26 protein-coding genes, 3 pseudogenes and 1 riboswitch are annotated in these 15,482 nt (G+C 42.0%); of the genes and pseudogenes, 8 read left to right on the forward strand and 21 right to left on the reverse strand.

Annotated features, from left to right (window positions below; genetic code table 11):
- Positions 1-122 precede the first annotated feature (122 nt).
- The 9 genes from HZA08_04985 to HZA08_05025 all read right to left on the reverse strand — a co-directional run bounded on the left by HZA08_04985 (position 123) and on the right by HZA08_05025 (position 5,679).
- Complete coding sequence (locus tag HZA08_04985) at positions 123-458, reverse strand: ABC transporter permease (GenBank protein ID MBI5192781.1); 336 nt, start codon at positions 456-458, stop codon at positions 123-125.
- Positions 459-537: 79 nt separating this feature from the next.
- On the reverse strand, positions 538-1,248 hold the full coding sequence (locus HZA08_04990) for an ABC transporter ATP-binding protein (protein ID MBI5192782.1): 711 nt from the start codon (positions 1,246-1,248) through the stop codon (positions 538-540).
- The gene (locus HZA08_04995; protein MBI5192783.1) at positions 1,245-1,430 is read right to left on the reverse strand and encodes a hypothetical protein; all 186 of its coding nucleotides are present in this window, start codon (positions 1,428-1,430) and stop codon (positions 1,245-1,247) included. Before HZA08_04995 ends, HZA08_04990 begins: the two co-directional genes overlap by 4 nt.
- Before the next feature lie 108 nt (positions 1,431-1,538).
- Entirely contained in the window at positions 1,539-2,147 is a 609-nt protein-coding gene (locus HZA08_05000; GenBank protein MBI5192784.1) for a PadR family transcriptional regulator, read from the reverse strand.
- A gap of 92 nt (positions 2,148-2,239) precedes the next feature.
- Complete coding sequence (locus HZA08_05005) at positions 2,240-3,403, reverse strand: ABC transporter ATP-binding protein (protein MBI5192785.1); 1,164 nt, start codon at positions 3,401-3,403, stop codon at positions 2,240-2,242.
- Entirely contained in the window at positions 3,400-4,176 is a 777-nt protein-coding gene (locus HZA08_05010; protein ID MBI5192786.1) for an ABC transporter permease, read from the reverse strand. The genes HZA08_05005 and HZA08_05010 overlap by 4 nt, the downstream gene beginning before the upstream one ends.
- A gap of 84 nt (positions 4,177-4,260) precedes the next feature.
- On the reverse strand, positions 4,261-4,434 hold the full coding sequence (locus HZA08_05015; GenBank protein ID MBI5192787.1) for a hypothetical protein: 174 nt from the start codon (positions 4,432-4,434) through the stop codon (positions 4,261-4,263).
- On the reverse strand, positions 4,424-5,314 hold the full coding sequence (gene modA / locus HZA08_05020; GenBank protein MBI5192788.1) for a molybdate ABC transporter substrate-binding protein: 891 nt from the start codon (positions 5,312-5,314) through the stop codon (positions 4,424-4,426). The genes HZA08_05015 and modA overlap by 11 nt, the downstream gene beginning before the upstream one ends.
- A riboswitch (molybdenum cofactor riboswitch) is annotated at positions 5,304-5,438 on the reverse strand. (Overlaps the previous gene by 11 nt.)
- A 10-nt stretch (positions 5,439-5,448) precedes the next feature.
- Positions 5,449-5,679 carry a zinc ribbon domain-containing protein gene (locus HZA08_05025; protein ID MBI5192789.1) on the reverse strand — a complete coding sequence of 77 codons (231 nt, stop codon included), beginning with the start codon at positions 5,677-5,679 and terminating at the stop codon, positions 5,449-5,451.
- Between the two features lie 304 nt (positions 5,680-5,983).
- Between HZA08_05025 and HZA08_05030 the strand changes: the two genes are divergently transcribed.
- Positions 5,984-6,343, forward strand: a complete 360-nt coding sequence (locus HZA08_05030; protein MBI5192790.1) for a DUF488 domain-containing protein — start codon at positions 5,984-5,986, stop codon at positions 6,341-6,343.
- Between the two features lie 84 nt (positions 6,344-6,427).
- Here HZA08_05030 and HZA08_05035 read toward each other — a convergent pair whose 3' ends face one another.
- The 11 genes and pseudogenes from HZA08_05035 to HZA08_05085 form a co-directional block, all read right to left on the reverse strand.
- Positions 6,428-6,544 carry a glycogen/starch/alpha-glucan phosphorylase gene (locus HZA08_05035; protein MBI5192791.1) on the reverse strand — a complete coding sequence of 39 codons (117 nt, stop codon included), beginning with the start codon at positions 6,542-6,544 and terminating at the stop codon, positions 6,428-6,430.
- 15 nt (positions 6,545-6,559) lie between these two features.
- A pseudogene (locus HZA08_05040) lies at positions 6,560-6,709 on the reverse strand (glycogen/starch/alpha-glucan phosphorylase).
- A 192-nt stretch (positions 6,710-6,901) separates the two neighbouring features.
- A complete protein-coding gene (locus HZA08_05045) occupies positions 6,902-7,207 on the reverse strand; it encodes a type II toxin-antitoxin system RelE/ParE family toxin (protein MBI5192792.1) in 306 nt (101 codons plus the stop codon).
- A gap of 12 nt (positions 7,208-7,219) precedes the next feature.
- Positions 7,220-7,480, reverse strand: coding sequence for a type II toxin-antitoxin system Phd/YefM family antitoxin (locus tag HZA08_05050; protein ID MBI5192793.1), 261 nt, complete (start codon positions 7,478-7,480; stop codon positions 7,220-7,222).
- A gap of 195 nt (positions 7,481-7,675) precedes the next feature.
- The gene (locus HZA08_05055; protein ID MBI5192794.1) at positions 7,676-8,056 is read right to left on the reverse strand and encodes a hypothetical protein; all 381 of its coding nucleotides are present in this window, start codon (positions 8,054-8,056) and stop codon (positions 7,676-7,678) included.
- A pseudogene (locus HZA08_05060) lies at positions 8,037-8,476 on the reverse strand (HEPN domain-containing protein). Before HZA08_05060 ends, HZA08_05055 begins: the two are co-directional and overlap by 20 nt.
- Entirely contained in the window at positions 8,439-8,750 is a 312-nt protein-coding gene (locus tag HZA08_05065) for a nucleotidyltransferase domain-containing protein (GenBank protein ID MBI5192795.1), read from the reverse strand. The pseudogene HZA08_05060 and the gene HZA08_05065 overlap by 38 nt, the downstream one beginning before the upstream one ends.
- A gap of 226 nt (positions 8,751-8,976) precedes the next feature.
- Entirely contained in the window at positions 8,977-9,210 is a 234-nt protein-coding gene (locus tag HZA08_05070) for a DUF2442 domain-containing protein (protein ID MBI5192796.1), read from the reverse strand.
- A gap of 397 nt (positions 9,211-9,607) precedes the next feature.
- A complete protein-coding gene (locus HZA08_05075) occupies positions 9,608-9,901 on the reverse strand; it encodes a HigA family addiction module antidote protein (protein ID MBI5192797.1) in 294 nt (97 codons plus the stop codon).
- A 14-nt stretch (positions 9,902-9,915) separates the two neighbouring features.
- Positions 9,916-10,207: pseudogene (locus tag HZA08_05080) on the reverse strand (type II toxin-antitoxin system RelE/ParE family toxin).
- On the reverse strand, positions 10,204-10,332 hold the full coding sequence (locus HZA08_05085; GenBank protein MBI5192798.1) for a glycogen/starch/alpha-glucan phosphorylase: 129 nt from the start codon (positions 10,330-10,332) through the stop codon (positions 10,204-10,206). The pseudogene HZA08_05080 and the gene HZA08_05085 overlap by 4 nt, the downstream one beginning before the upstream one ends.
- A 476-nt stretch (positions 10,333-10,808) precedes the next feature.
- Here HZA08_05085 and HZA08_05090 point away from each other — a divergent pair, with 476 nt between their 5' ends.
- From HZA08_05090 to HZA08_05120, 7 genes are all read left to right on the forward strand, one after another.
- Positions 10,809-11,150, forward strand: coding sequence for a nucleotidyltransferase domain-containing protein (locus HZA08_05090; protein MBI5192799.1), 342 nt, complete (start codon positions 10,809-10,811; stop codon positions 11,148-11,150).
- Positions 11,151-11,228: 78 nt separating this feature from the next.
- Positions 11,229-13,010, forward strand: a complete 1,782-nt coding sequence (locus tag HZA08_05095; GenBank protein ID MBI5192800.1) for a hypothetical protein — start codon at positions 11,229-11,231, stop codon at positions 13,008-13,010.
- Positions 13,011-13,375: 365 nt separating this feature from the next.
- Positions 13,376-13,618, forward strand: a complete 243-nt coding sequence (locus HZA08_05100) for a hypothetical protein (GenBank protein ID MBI5192801.1) — start codon at positions 13,376-13,378, stop codon at positions 13,616-13,618.
- A complete protein-coding gene (locus tag HZA08_05105) occupies positions 13,615-13,833 on the forward strand; it encodes a DUF2283 domain-containing protein (protein MBI5192802.1) in 219 nt (72 codons plus the stop codon). The genes HZA08_05100 and HZA08_05105 overlap by 4 nt, the downstream gene beginning before the upstream one ends.
- Positions 13,834-14,075: 242 nt before the next feature.
- Positions 14,076-14,213 (forward strand): hypothetical protein, encoded by a 138-nt coding sequence (locus HZA08_05110; protein ID MBI5192803.1) that lies wholly within the window; start codon positions 14,076-14,078, stop codon positions 14,211-14,213.
- A 100-nt stretch (positions 14,214-14,313) separates the two neighbouring features.
- Positions 14,314-14,607, forward strand: a complete 294-nt coding sequence (locus HZA08_05115; protein ID MBI5192804.1) for a BrnT family toxin — start codon at positions 14,314-14,316, stop codon at positions 14,605-14,607.
- Positions 14,588-14,818 carry a BrnA antitoxin family protein gene (locus HZA08_05120; GenBank protein ID MBI5192805.1) on the forward strand — a complete coding sequence of 77 codons (231 nt, stop codon included), beginning with the start codon at positions 14,588-14,590 and terminating at the stop codon, positions 14,816-14,818. The genes HZA08_05115 and HZA08_05120 overlap by 20 nt, the downstream gene beginning before the upstream one ends.
- 74 nt (positions 14,819-14,892) lie before the next feature.
- Here HZA08_05120 and HZA08_05125 read toward each other — a convergent pair whose 3' ends face one another.
- A complete protein-coding gene (locus tag HZA08_05125) occupies positions 14,893-15,348 on the reverse strand; it encodes a glycogen/starch/alpha-glucan phosphorylase (protein ID MBI5192806.1) in 456 nt (151 codons plus the stop codon).
- Positions 15,349-15,482 lie beyond the last annotated feature (134 nt).

Here is a 15,482-nt window from a genome sequence, read left to right on the forward strand (position 1 = left end):
ATCATAACAGAATCTTACACTATGAACAAACAGCGTAAAATGTTTTGACTATGGGAAGATATTAATAAAATTATTACAATAGGTTAGCGACTACTCAACCATCAAGGATCGTTTTGCCGAGTTCAGGAGGTCTGACCTATCAATCCGGCAAGAGCCACCCGCGGCATCACTGATTTAACATGAGAATTCCTGCGTAATTCCGCAATCAAGGGCTGCGGATTTTCAATGAACACCTTTTCCCGATCCGAGATTCCAAACTTGTAGAAGCCGGCATAATGGATACTGAGATGTCCATCGCTCTCATTAATGAGCGAACCCGCCCATTGCGAAGCCATTCCGGCATTAAAACCGTTCGTAAATACCATCATGGCAATTCCAACTATAATCGCAATCAGCGTCACAACAGTCCGCCGCCGGTTGCGTATCAGGTTATTCCATGCAATTTGCAAAAATATCATAGTTTTCTACCCCCTTATTGCCATACATATATGAACATTAGTCAGTATTCCATATATTACTATACTATATAGTTATTAGTTAAAAAAACCCGCTTATACCATCCCCATTCACCCAATTCACCCCATTCAGAATGACGCCGTCAAGAATATGGACGATTCGCCGGGCGCGTGACACGATGGACGCATCATGCGTTGCGAACACTAAGGTGACACGCTGTTCCTCATTCAACTTCTGCATCAGGTCAATGATGGCTTTACCGGTTTCCGAATCGAGGTTAGCGGTCGGTTCATCGGATAAGATGATGCTCGGATTAGTCACCAATGCCCGCGCTATTGCGACACGCTGTCGCTGTCCGCCGCTCAGTTCCTCAGTCTTATGCCGCGCCCTGTCTTCTAATCCGACACTCTTCAGAGTGGCCATCACCCGTTCCATACGTTCCTGCTTTGGTGTTTTCATTAATAAGAGCGGAAATTCCACATTACTAAAGACACTCAACACCGGTATCAGATTGAATGACTGGAAGATAAACCCGATATGTACGCGGCGCAAGCGGGCTAACTGTTTATCTCTCAGCTTTGTAACCGGCGTATCCTGAATCCACACCTCCCCGGAAGTCGGACGATCCAGTGCCCCCAGAATGTGCAAGGTTGTGGATTTGCCGCTGCCGGACGGCCCGATTAATGCGACAAACTCACCCTGTTCAATCTTCAGAGAAACACCACGTAAGGCATTCACAGTGGTTTTCCCCAATTTATACTCTTTTGTAACTGATGTAATTTGTATGCTCATAATTTTCCCCCTCCAAGATTACTCAACAAAAGTTGGTCTCTGTTTGGCAATTTGATTCTTTCAAAAATCTCTCCGGCGGGGTAAGAAAACACCCGCCTATCCATATCTATGAGGATAGGCGGGACATTCTTGTCCCGCTGATTTTCATGTCCCTTTGTGAACCATGGCTCATGTCGGTTCATCCGAAAATCAACCCCATCCCCACCCTACCCTACCCCTCCCCTTGAAGGGGAGGGAATCAACATAGCCCCCTCTCCCTCAGGGAGAGGGTTAGGGTGAGGGTGGGGTTTTCATTTCCCTTTGTGAACCCTCGGTTCATGGGAGTTCATCTGTACACCGAACGGATGCCTGCCAAGGTCTGAGGTGTTACTATACTCAACAATTACCTCTTCAATCCAGTCTCTAAGGGTCGAGAGAACCATACGGTACTGTTTAGCGAGCATCCTGCCGGCAAAGAACACCTCAGCGGCTTTCATATCCTGTTCATGCTGCACAATCCAGGCGCGGGCTTGATTGATCTGCTTCTCGAGATTATGCAACATCAGCAACCCCGCCTGTTTGTCCACCTTATCAAGATTGACCAGGAACATGTTGAAATCAAGATAAAAATCATTCAAATTGCCCGAATAATACTCCATGAGTTTCAGAAAATATGCCCGGCCAGCCTCTGTAACAGAGTATATCTTCTTCTCCGGCATCTCTCCGTCTTTTACCGATTCTGCCGTTATATACGTTTCTTTATAAAGCACTTTCAGGTTCTTATACACTGTAGGCGCACTGATTTTTAATAGCTTCCTCATGATCCATGAATCCACTATCTGCGCCATGTCATAGGCGCTCATTGGTTTATCCAGTAACAACCCCAGAATAATCAGGTTCACTGTTGACATGCTTTCCATAATCAATACCTCTTTCTCAATGGTTAATTATATTGTATACTGCTATACTATATAGCACTTAATTACATTCGTCAAGTATTTTTTTATGTGGTTTATGTACTTATATAAGGCAGCAATATAATATGCTCTGGGATTAAGCATATCTGTATTGCATCAACTGATGATATTTGGAGACGTTGCAACACTGTATCACGTAGAGATATTTTCACTTCTGACCCGGCATTTTCATCAGAATATCTCCTTAGCTCACCCCCACCCTGACCCTCCCCCCTCAAGGGGGAGGGAATATTCAGCGTTGTAACCAGATTGTGCATATTCTTTCCGCTGTAAACAGCAAGAAGGCTCGCATGGAAAAGGTTCTGGCCTTTCGCCTTCTTCTCCCCTTTTATAATGTGTACATCCTCCGGCCTTATTCCCCAAAAGATGTCTACGCCTTCCTTTACCCATGTATCACGAAAAGTCCTGCGGGCGATAATTGTCTGCTTTTCATCTATCCAGTAGATGACTACCCTGTCCTCTTTAACCTCAACTATCCGTCCCCTGAACAGGTTTGAGACACCAAGAAACCGTGCGACACTCACATCCCTCGGATGGTACAAAACCTCTTTCCGCTTCCCAGTCTGCTTTATCCTTCCGTCTATCAGAATTGAAAACACATCACTCAGAAAGAATGCCTCTTCAAAATTATGCGTCACAAGAAGCGCTGTAAACTGAAATTCACGGTGAAGTTCTTTAAAAAGATAACAGGTCTCTTCTCTTATTGAAGGGTCAAGCGCAGATGTAGGCTCATCCAGCAAAATAAGCTTCGGCTGGATGGCTAATGCCCTTGCAAGGGCTACCCGCTGTCTCTCTCCGCCTGAAAGCCGGGAAGGGAAACGTCCGGTCAGGTGTTTAATATTAAGGCGCTCAATTATCCGGTCAATATAATTTCTTAATTCAGAGGTAATGTATTTATTCACTACCTTTAATCCATATAGAATATTTTCTTCCACAGACAGGTGGGGGAAAAGGGATGTATCCTGAGGGACATAAGCAAATGCCCGCTTTTCAGGGGGATATTCTGTTATGTCCTGTTTATCAATCAGGATGTTCCCGCTATGAGGATTATACAGACCTGCTATTGTCTCAAGTATGAGTGTTTTTCCTGCACCGCTTGGGCCTATCAGTGCATGTATCTCTCCGGGCCGGACTGTTAAGCTTATAGCATCCGCCATAAAGTCCTTAACATGTATAGTAAGCTCTTTAAGTTCAATCACGATTCATAAGCCCTTATCCCAAGAAGACGTATTAAAGTCAGCACACCCATACCAAACGCAAGAAGAATTATAATAAGTACGATAGTACCGCTTATGTCAGCACTCGCAAGCCGCATGAATATGGCAACAGGAATCGTCTCTGTCTTCATTGCCATTGAACCTGCCACCATAATAGTTGCACCGAATTCCCCGATGGCCTTTGCCCATGATAGAATAACAGCAGCAAGAATACCCCTTCTTGCAAGCGGCATGGTTACTGTAAGAAAGGCTTTAAACGGCGTAGCACCAAGGCTCCGTGCCACAGCCTCATAACGCACAGGTATCTCATCAATAGTCGTCTTAATAAGGCGTGTGGCAATCCCTGCGGTGGTAACAAACTGTGCCAGGATAATCCCGGAGACCTCAAAAACAAAGGTAGTGAAATGACCCTGTATATACTCCCCTCCCCTTGTATTGAAAAATATAAGTATCACCGCACCAAGGGATACAGGAGACATTACCATCGGAATCTCAAGAACAGCATCAATAATCCGCTTGCCCCTGAAGTCGTAACGTGACAATGCATACGCAGCAGGAAGGCCGATTATCACAGATAGTATTGAAACTACAGATGCGGCAAAAAGGCTCAGCCGGATGGAGAACAAGACTCTGGTTGACATGAGGGTGTCCAGAAAAACCTTTCCTTCAAAAAAACCGAACAGGGAAATAATCAGTATTGCATATAAGGCAAAGATGCTTATCGCACATCCTATAACAAGATTCCTAAAGTTCACTCAAAAATCCCTTCCGGCAGGGTTGGAAAACCCCGCCTATCCATATCTACTAGGATAGGCGGGACATTCCTGTCCCGCTGATCTTCATGGCCATTTGTGAACCCTCGGTTCATGGGAGTTCACCTGTAAATCCCTCTCCTCCGGCGGGGTAAGAAAACCCCGCCTATCCATTTTTATGAGGATAGGCGGGACATTCTTGTCCCGCTGATCTTCATCCCCCTTTGTGAGCCCTCGGATATTGACCGGTTCATCTGGCAAACCAGTCCTTTGGAATAATATATTCCCCGCCTACAGGCTTCTTTGCCCCAAGCCAGACATAAGCCTCATCAGGTGTCATAAAATAATTATATTTTTTGTACACCGCCTTCCCTTCAGGAGAGACAAGGAAATCAATAAACCTCTGTGCAAGTTCCCTGTTGTCAGTAAACTTTGATACAGCCGCAGGGATGTAACCTATACGGATTATTTCATTTGCTTTTAACGGCACTGTTTCAATCCGTTTTGGGTCCCAGTGTTCGAACACACTCCAGCCCAATACTGCATCCGCTGCTTTAAGGGAAATAACATTTGCAGTCTTCTCGCATGACTCAGCATAGTTGACTATATTCTTTCTGAGTATCGCCTTCTCCTCTGGTGTAAAGACCTTATCTACAATCTCCACAGCATATAAACCAACACACACGTTCTCAGGATTGGCAATCACCACCCTCAGGCCGGGTCGTGCAAGGTCTTTAAGCTGTTTGATGTTTTTAGGATTACCACGTTGGACATTAATGGCAGGTACCAGATAGACAACCTTCACCTCTGTCTCAGGATAGACAAGCCCTTCATGCTTTGCCTTCTCCATATAATCTGACGAACCTGGAAAATATACATCACCCTTTCTCGCCAGCTTCATCTGAGAGAGTATCATACCTGAGCCGCCTATATTAAGGTCAACCTTTATACCGGTCTTTTTCTCAAACAAAGATGCGGCCTCTTCAGTAGGAGGTTTACTTGCAGCACCAACATAAACAAGAAGGCGTTCCCTGACGGGTGTTTTTGCAGATACAATGGAGTGGGAGGGGATAAAAACATACAACAAAAAAATGAAAAATAAATAGACAACTGCTCTATCGTACTTACCCTTGAATATCATCCATATCTCCTTTCCAGATACTTGGGAGGCAGACCCGTTTCCAGGTCAACCCTATCGGCCTTATACCATAATCCACCGGAAACCGGTGAATGTCAGGTATTCAGGCTCGGAGAGCTTATCATTATCCTCCTGTGTTATTGTTGATTACGGTCACACATCCCCTGCGACGGCATACTGCATGAACCACAATTCTCAGCAGGCATCTCACGACTGCCCCCTTCAGAAACCCTTGCCGCAAACACTGAAAACTGCTTAGTCACATTGTAGCTCTCACACTTAGTGCAAACTATGTTAGTCTCCGACATACTCACCAGTTTCTCAAACTTCGTCCCGCACTCCTCACATTTATACTCATACAACGGCATCCTTACTTCCTCCTCCCTGCAAGTTTTTCCTAAAATCTATTACCTATAACACATTACCTGAGTGGTTATTCTAACATCCTATTTATTTGAGCGTCAATACATGCAGCTTCCCTCTTATATCTCAAACCCCATCTGCACTAATTAAATGAATGTGGTACATTGCTGACAGTCATGATAAAATCGTCCATGGAAGAACTTTCCTTCGCCTTTCTCAGACTTGGCTGAATGCAGTTTAATATTTCGGCAGGAATTTGTTTAAAGACTACAGGACAGTGTAGGGGAGGGGAGGGGAGTGGCAACTTAAATGATCAAAACTAAAAGAGTCTATGACCCTCAGGAACCTGAAGATGGTGCACGTTTCCTGATTGACCGTCTATGGCCAAGAGGAATAAAGAAAGATGCACTAAATTTTAATGCATGGTTAAAAGACATTGCACCAAGTAATCAACTCCGGATATGGTTCGGGCATAAGCCTGAAAAATGGGATGAATTCCGGAAACGGTATTTTACAGAATTAGACAGCCGAACAGAGGCTGTAAGGCTACTTATAGAATCTGCATCACATAATAATGTTACGCTTCTGTATAGTGCAAAAGACAAGTCACATAATAATGCGATAGTTTTAAAAGAATATTTGGAGAAACAGGTTTGCGTGTGCCGGTGAAAAATGTAATGGAAAATCTTCGAAGCATCCTTGATTATATGGCTCACGATATATATGAAGCTTACTGTCAACCTAATCTGATAGTTACCGGTTAGATTGATAATATGAGTACGGGTTGTAACCGGTTCTTTTCAGATTCTCTACCTCTCCGGCATGAAGGCCGAAGACAAAGATGTTTTCATCACCATTCTCCTCTTTCATCTCTATGTTAGGGAGAAGCTTTTTAAGCTCAAACAGGTCTGTTATCCATTTATCACCTATACTTGCACTTATAAGCCCTGAGAGTTCCTTGTTGATCTTCCTGAGCCATACCCTCTGGCTTATCCCATCCCACCCCTTCAGAACTTTTCTTATCTCCTCTTCCATGCCGGTATTAATAAAAGGGGGCCTGTAGGTTTTGTCATTTAAAAATTAAAAACCGGACTGTTTTAGGTAGGTTTTCAAACAGTAATCAAAACCATGAATACCGGATTTGCTAAGAATGGGTTTAACCTTTGTTTGTTTGATAATGAGGCTTATAGCACCGCCACAGACCTTCAATAAATTCAGCCGCAATCTTCAACCTAAAGTTTCCTTCTCTTTGCTGATTATCCGGTATGTTTCCTTATATATGTTTTTACGGGGGCCAATAGCAATAATTTCTATCTGTTTTTTATCTGTGTTCCTATAAACTATCCTGAATTTACTAACCCGGAAACTCCATAACCCTTCGAGTTCGTCTTTAAGGTATTTACCGGAATATGGATTATTGAGGATTGTCTGCAAGGATGCCTTGATCTTCTTTTTCAGGTTCGGATGCATTCCCCTGATTAGTCCTGCTATGTCGTCAGGCATCCTGAGTTTATAGAAAGATTGTTGTTTCATATCTGACGTGAATTATTTGAATAAATCCTCAAGAGAGTACAGTTTAGCTTTATTATTTTTTAAAGCTTTAAGCCCTTTCTTTATCTCTTCCATCATCTCTGAGTCAGAACGAATAGCAGTAGTTTCTCTCATGCTCTCAAATTCAGCAGGGCTTATTAATACTGCAGCCGGGCGCCCATTCTTCGTAATCACCACCTCTTCATCAGTGGTACTGACAGCCTCCACAAGCCCGCTAAACTTCATCTTGGCTTCTGATAGCGATAATGTCTTCATAATATTGACCTCCATATAGGTTAACCAGAATCAAGGTCATGTTAGCATCCACATGTGGAATTGTCAACGTGCTTTGGGGTTGACGCGATATTGAAAATATATTGCTATACATATTCAATAAAACTGTCATCATTTTTGACTACTAAGGAGATTAAATATTATGAAGGTAAAAAGGCCTTCCTTTTGCAACAATGCTTAATTAATCGTTATCACCTTGTACTTGGTGTTATTTGCCTCTGTTGTCTCAGTAACATCGCCATTGGCATCTGCTACAGCAATGATGTTATATATGCCTGCTGCTGTGCCTGCAGGTATAGTTACACTTGTGGCCAAAGAGTTTACCGCGCCTGATGCAAGGTTGGGTACAACCCTGCTTCCGAGATATGTATCACCTGCATCATAGGTCGTGTTTGTTGACAGGTATAACTTTGTGGTTGAGGCGCCTGCTGACCCTCCGCCGCTGTTTTTGGTTGTGTCAGTTATAGAGATTGTTGCTCCTGCTGCAATCGCCGGTACTGCCCTTTCTCCAAGATAAGTATCACCTGCATCCCATGTGCTATTTGTAGATAAGTACAATTTGGTTGTTGTTGCTCCTGCAGGACATTCCCTTTAAGGCAATCGCAAAAGCCTTATTTGCCTCTTCAATTGAAGGATCATAAATTACTCCGGGTATCTGACTTCAACGCCATATAGGCTTATCTCATCAAGCTCATGTTCTAATTCTTTTAATTCCGGGATTCTTCCAGTAATTGAAGTTAATAGTGATACGAGATCATGAGTTTTAGTTATGTGCTCCCCAAAATAGATTAAAGTACCTTTTAGATATTTCTCTATTGCCTGCTGGGCATGAAAACATATAGTGTCTGTTGGTGGTTCTTCATCTTTAAGGTTATTTTTTATTGTTTTAAAATCGCTTTCAGCTTTTTTAAACCATTGCTTTACAGTAACCAGTCTTTGCTCATCTATAAATAACCTTCCCGTTATGATATGCCTCATAAAGGATTGTTCCTGCAATATCTTTCATCTTTTCAAATTCTTCTCTTGTGAAAGCAAATATATCCAGTGAAAAGTTTCTTCCTGGAAAAAGTCTGCTTAAAATAAGGTTTCTTTTGTGCGGATTCAAGTCAGAATCCCAAATTACGACTAAATCTAAATCACTATCTTCAGTGGCTTTTCCTGTTGCATAGGAACCAAATAATATTATCTTGTCAGGTGATACCGCCTGCACAATAGTTTCTTTTATCTCCTCCAGTTTACTTTGCCCTATCATGTTGTTCTCCATTAAACCTAAGAAAACACATTTATTACGTACTAAGGATTGGGACTAACCTACACTTCCAAGGCTATGATGGCAAAATAAGGTTAACCTGTCAATAGGATTGAAAAGGATTTTTGAAGGGAAAATGGTATGTACCCCCTTTACTATAAAGGGGACAGGACATCTTCATTATTCCAGATAAGCTTCCGAATGCACATCGCGGGGATCAGGGACAACGCTAGGTTATTTGAAGTTCAGCCTCTATCGTATCCGGCCCAAGATATTGTCCCTCGGGCCAGCCGATGCCACTGAAGAATAAACGCACTTGCTTGAAATAGTCATCGTCTTGAAGACGCATAAAAAAATCACTTCTGATATAAGGGGTCACATCAAATATGCCACTCACCCCATCTGAAAAAACGATCCCGACTTTTTTCCCCTCAAGTGGTTTTACGCTTATCACTTTTTTCATAATCACTCCAGCGGTTTAATCGCCATAACATTTTGACCGCTTACCGCAAGCCGCCAGTCCATCATACCTCAGAAATGCAACTAAAATGCATTATATAATTATTTCTCATCAATTTCACATATCGCCTTCCCATTTTTCCCTTTCCGGTTATACAAAGAACCCTTGTCATTCAAGGGCTTTCCTGACTACAAACCAGACCTTACCGACTTTGACTCACCTACTTGTCTGATAGTTTTACAGGCTGCACACCGTCCACTGTAATCTACGACCCCACAATCAGAAATATCAAGGGCATGGAAACCCACCGGAGGTATATTTTGAAAGAGTGACCTCAACTATAACTCGGGAGGAGAAGGATTCCGGGAAGGGGGATTTTCGGATTACTATTAAGGCAATATCAAACTACAACACAGGGCTGTATCTTACGCAAGGTTTTACCAATCTTTTCTTGTGCGGCCTGCATATCAAAACTGGACTGCAAATTCATCCAGAACTGTGGAGACTGCCCGAAATACCTGCCGAGACGAAGCGCAATATCTCCGGTTACAGGACGGGTGCCGTTTATAATATGACTTATCCGCATAGGCGACACTCCGATATCACGCGAAAGTCTGGCCTGAGATATACTGAGATCTTCTATAATCTCCCTAAGTATCACACCTGGATGAACCGGCTTAAAATCTCGTTTCATAAAACACCTCCTATTTAATGGTAATCAGTAATTTCAATCTCATGCGCACCCTCAATATCAAACCTGAAGCATATCCGCCATTGGTCGTTAATGCGTATACTCCCGTATACTCCATAGACCAGACCGCATTCCCGAAAGAGCCTCAAGCCGGTTAGAAGGCGGAAGCCTAAGATCATCCATCTTAACGGCGGCATCAAGCTGCGTCAAACGAATAACAGCCCTTTTCTGAATATCTTGCGGCAATTTGAGGGATTTAAATCCTTGAAACAGCCTCTCAGTCTCCTTGCATGCAAAAGAGCGGATCACATAGAAATTGTAAACAAACTGTTTATAATAGTCAACACACAAGGATACAGAATCTTTGAAATATTCTCTGCATTGTTTTTCTGCTCTACTGCTTTGATGTAATTCCCGTGATTGAAATACTCCAGGTTAAAATCTCTGCTTGATTTAGCAGTTAGGTAGTGTCAAGGTGACCAGTAATTGTTTAAAATATCCATAAACATATATTGCAATACATATTAAAAAAAACTATAATCGTTTTGCAACACTATTAAGGAGATTAAATAATATGAAGGTTAAAGCTGTTGAGTACCTGGCTAATATACTTCCTGATGGTCACTATAAAAGTTCTTATAGACACTTCAATCATGGTTGATCTTCTAAGGGGCGTTGACCACGCATTGAGTTGGATTGACTGTATAGCACCTAAATACAGGTTCCTTTCGTTCATTACCGTAGCAGAACTCATCGATGGTTGCCGCAATAAGTATGGAAGAATTTAATATTGAAAAAACAGTATCCTACTGGCTTAATAGTGCCAAATACGATTTGAGTGTTGCTATAGCAATGTTTAAAAGCAAAAAATATCCACTCAAAGACTAAAAGAGATAAAGGATATTTTCAAATGGGTAAAAGCCAGGTTATAAAGATTATTGAAAAATTTGTCAGGGCATTAATACAAGATGGTATATCTATTGACCGGGTTATTCTTTATGGTTCATACGCAAGAGGCAATCCACGAGTTGACAGCGATATTGATGTAGCAGTTGTTTCCAGGGATTTTGGTAAGGACAGGGTAGAAGAAGGAATGTCACTTTTTAGAATTGCCGGAAGAATAGACACAAGGCTTGAACCAGTACCAATTTCAGTAAAAAGATATGAAAATGATACATGGGTTCCGCTAATTTTTGAAATCAGGAAACATGGCATTGAATTAAGGACTAAAGGTACAATAATTGCATTATAAAAAGCGTAATTATCGTTTAAAATCCACTTATGGTAGTAAGTATGGAAGTTCCAATATGTAATTTAAGAAATATATTTTATGTCTGATTCTAAAGTAAATCATCTCTCCCATATTCCCATACACAGGGAAATCCATTCTCATATATTACCGTTCTTCGCTGCATCCTCTATAGTCATAATGATTGCTGTTCTCTTAACCGGCTGTGGGACAAGTCCTGGCAATACTGATTCAGGCACGGCTAATAATAATCCAAATAGTATTGGCCCTGATGGCGGCACTGTCACAAGCAGTGATGGTAAGGTAAAGATAGTTATACCCTCTGGGGCGCTCAACAAGGATACGGATATTACCTTCGCTTCCGTTAACAATCAGCCGTCTGGAAATATAGGTATCGCTTATGAAGTGAATCCGGATGGCACCATCTTTAATAAACCCGTGACCATTTCCATTACTTATGATGAGGCATCTCTTCCATCCGGTGTCAGTGAATCGGGCATTAAATTAGGAACAGTAACAAACAATAAATGGGAGGTAATCACTGATTCAATCGTTAATACTGCATCCAACACTATCAGTGGTTCCATCACTCACCTGAGCACTTACGGTATCGTGGAAGTAACATCGGGCAGTGTGCCTGCTGCTCCCGCAAATATAGCCGCTACTGCCGGTGATGGGAAGGCCACTATAAGCTGGGACGCCGTCTCAGGGGCAACATCCTATAACATCTACTGGTCAACAACATCAGGTGTTACAAAGACTACAGGTACTAAGATCTCCGGTGTCACCACACCATATTCCCATACCGGTAGAACCAACGGTATAACCTATTACTATGTGGTGACAGCGGTGAATGGTTATGGGGAGAGCAGTGAGTCAGTTCAGGTATCAGCAAAGCCTGTTGTAATTGCGGATACAGTTTTGTGGGGGCTTGGGTCAGTTAATGGCGATATCTACCAGACATCTAAGCCGGTATATATACAGAATCACGGCTACGTTAGGAACGTGGCCCAAGTGGCTGGTGGCTATTCGCATATACTGGTGTTATTTAACGATGGTACGCTTGCAGGATGGGGGAGTAATCAATATGGACAAATTGGAGTATCCAATTATTCAGGAGGACTCGATATCATAGCTCACGACGTTATCTCAATTGCTGCTGGATACTATCATACGGTTTTCTTGAAGCGTGATGGAACCGTGTGGGCCAGTGGTCTAAATAGTTATGGTCAACTTGGTGATGGCACGCTTAAGAATAAAAGCATTCCCGTACAAATAGCCTCTGGCGTTCTTTCTGTTAGTGCATCTGATTATGCCACAAGCATCCTTAAACAAGATGGGACATTATGGAGAACGGATGTAATAATCAACCCTACACCCGGGCAACATGGCCAATTTAGCCAGCAGGCTTCCAATGTTAAGGTGATTCCAGTTTATAGCTATAAGCCTATTTACGTAACGTCAGCAGATGTTTTGGTCGATGCTGGTAACGTGGTGGGTTATAATGTCAGCGCCTTGACTGCAACCTCTCAGAACGTTTATTACATAACTAAAGGTGGGACGTTGTACGGGTATGGAGAAAACTATAGCGGTCAGCTTGGTAATGGTACGAATGTGGGAACGACTATCCCTATAGTCATTGCGAATTCTATTTCTGGTGTTGGGGCTTCAAGTAACATGGCGTGGTTTATAGATAATAATGGGGACTTATATGGAACTGGGGATAACCGGTGGGGGACATTTAATCCCGACACAAATTCTTATCGTTACGTATGGACACCAGTATTAATATCTCATAGCGTGAAAGCGATTTTTTCGTCCGCCCCTGATTCTTATGTGGTATTTTTTCTGAAAGATTATTAGGAGGGAATTCAGTGCTCAGCGATTCAAAATGGGGTCGTGAGGTCGAATATGGCCGGTACGTTCCGGACAGTAGATTATTTGGGATTCGACCAACGGCAACGAGAGCTGGGATGCAGAAGAAGAGTCGGTTAATGTACCGTAATACAGGTGTTGAGCAGGAGAATAAGTCTGTCCCATCATCCGAATATCTCCGCTTCAAATCCCCCCTCGCCCTCCTTTTCTAAAGGGGGGATGCACACTATTCCTGTAAGAACCTGAAAAGTTGAGTATTAATGACAAACAAATATCATGTTGATAATCTAACAAAAAAAATGCCTTACATTACATATTGTTTTTATCTATAGATTTGAGTAGACTACTGAATAGTGGATGATTACAAGTTTACAGAATACTTCGAGAAGGAAGTACTTAGAAAACGACCATACCTAAAAAAGGAATGGTGTATTCAGGTAATTGAAAATCCTATTAAGATGGAGGCTCAGGAGCATAACCGTTTTCGATTCTGGGGGATGATAAGTGAATTAGAAGGCCGTGTATTACGTGTAATTACTCTTGAAGATAAAAAAACGATTCATAATGCATTTCCAGACAGGAGGTTTAAGCCATGAAACTGAATTATTATCCGGAGACAGATTCACTCTATATTGATCTCTCTGAGAAAACAAGCGTAGAAAGTAAAGAAATCTCAGATGGTGTAGTGCTTGATTATGATGCTGACGGCAATTTAGTGGGTATAGATATTGACAATGCCAGTAAAAAGGTTCAGCTCAAAGAACTTATCCTTCGCAGACTGCCTGCTGATATTCATGCAGTTGTAACCTGAGTGAGTTAATTATTCTAAGCAGAAAATCAACAGTCTTTTTGTTTGTATTGTTCAAAATGGTCCGTAAATAATATCACAAGTCCGGCATCAGCCGGCACATCGGGAGAATAAGCCTGTTCCCTCATCCGAAAATCTCCGCTTCAGATCCCCACTCGCCCCCCTTTTCTAAAGGGGGGATGTTGAAGACTTTGTTTTGACTTCAAATCCCATCCCCACCCAGGCCCTTCCCTTGAAGGGAAGGGATGCTCCTGTTATCTGTACCTGATGATTCGTGTGTTTACCATGCGATTGAAACAAACGAGGTCACAAGCGGGACTGAGTATTGGGAAATACCAGGCAACCTTTTTTCAGATAATGCAATGAACCACTTGCTGGTATGAACTGTTACAACTAAAAGGGCAGTGGCTTTGTTATTTCTTGTAACATCATTTTCTATTTATCTGTATTGACAACGTATATGCATTTTCTTAAAATTAATCCATGCGCTTTGAATGGGATGAACATAAAAATAAGGAAAATATAAAAAGGCATGGCATTTCTTTTGGGGAGGCGAAAGAGGTGTTCGACGACCCTTTTCATATCTCTCTTCTGGATAAAAGATTTGATTACTTTGAGGAAAGATGGATTACCATAGGCGCTACAAAAGATGGGAAAATTATAGTCATAGGCCACTTATATTATATGACAGAAGATGGCATTGAGATCATAAGGATTATAACCGCAAGAAAGGCTGCAAAAAAAGAAAGGGAACAATATGAAGACATTGGTGTCTAAACAAAAAAAGGAATTTGAACTAAAGGAAGAATATGATTTTTCAAAAGGTATCAGGGGGCGATTCTACCGGCCTAAAAAAATATCTGCTTCCATGAGGCTTGATAATGACATTTTGCTTTACCTCAAGAAGATTGCCGGCGAGAGGAAAATTGGGTATCAGACATTGATAAATACTGTTTTGAGAGAGTTCATTATTAAAGCCAATAAATAATAACTTCTACCATGAACTATTTCCACGATAGTTCAATTAAGTATGAAATTCCCGGTTTCAAGTTAAGGCAATAGTTATGAAGCGAGGCCCCATATCTCCCCCGCATACTCCTTTATAGTCCTGTCACTGGAGAATTTGCCCATGCTGGCTACGTTTATTATGGATTTCTTTGTCCAGTCTTCGGGGTTAAGGTAAACAGAGGATACCTTTTCCTGACAATTGACGTAATCAGCATAGTCAGCAAGTAGCATGTAGTTATCTGTCTCACGGAGGATAGTTGATAACCCATGGAATCTTTCTCTGCACCAGGGGGAGAAGAAGCCGTTTGCAATCATGTCAATGGCACGGGCCAGTTCCGGGTTAGACTGATAATATGAATACGGGTTGTAACCGGTTCTTTTCAGATTTTCTACTTCTCCGGCATGAAGGCCGAAGACGAATATGTTCTCATCACCTATCTCTTCTTTCATCTCTATGTTAGCGCCATCAAGTGTACATACGGTTAATGCACCATTGAGGGCAAGTGTCACCTCTCACATTATATTATTAAAATACCTTTCTTTTTTTCACAATCTTTTGTATAAATGATTTTCTTTATCAGAATAAATTAATCAGATCAGTTTAGAATAGGTTAGATTGGATTGAATAGGAGATAAACAGAGGA

This window comes from Nitrospirota bacterium (assembly GCA_016212215.1).
Taxonomy (GTDB): Bacteria; Nitrospirota; 9FT-COMBO-42-15; order HDB-SIOI813; family HDB-SIOI813; genus JACRGV01.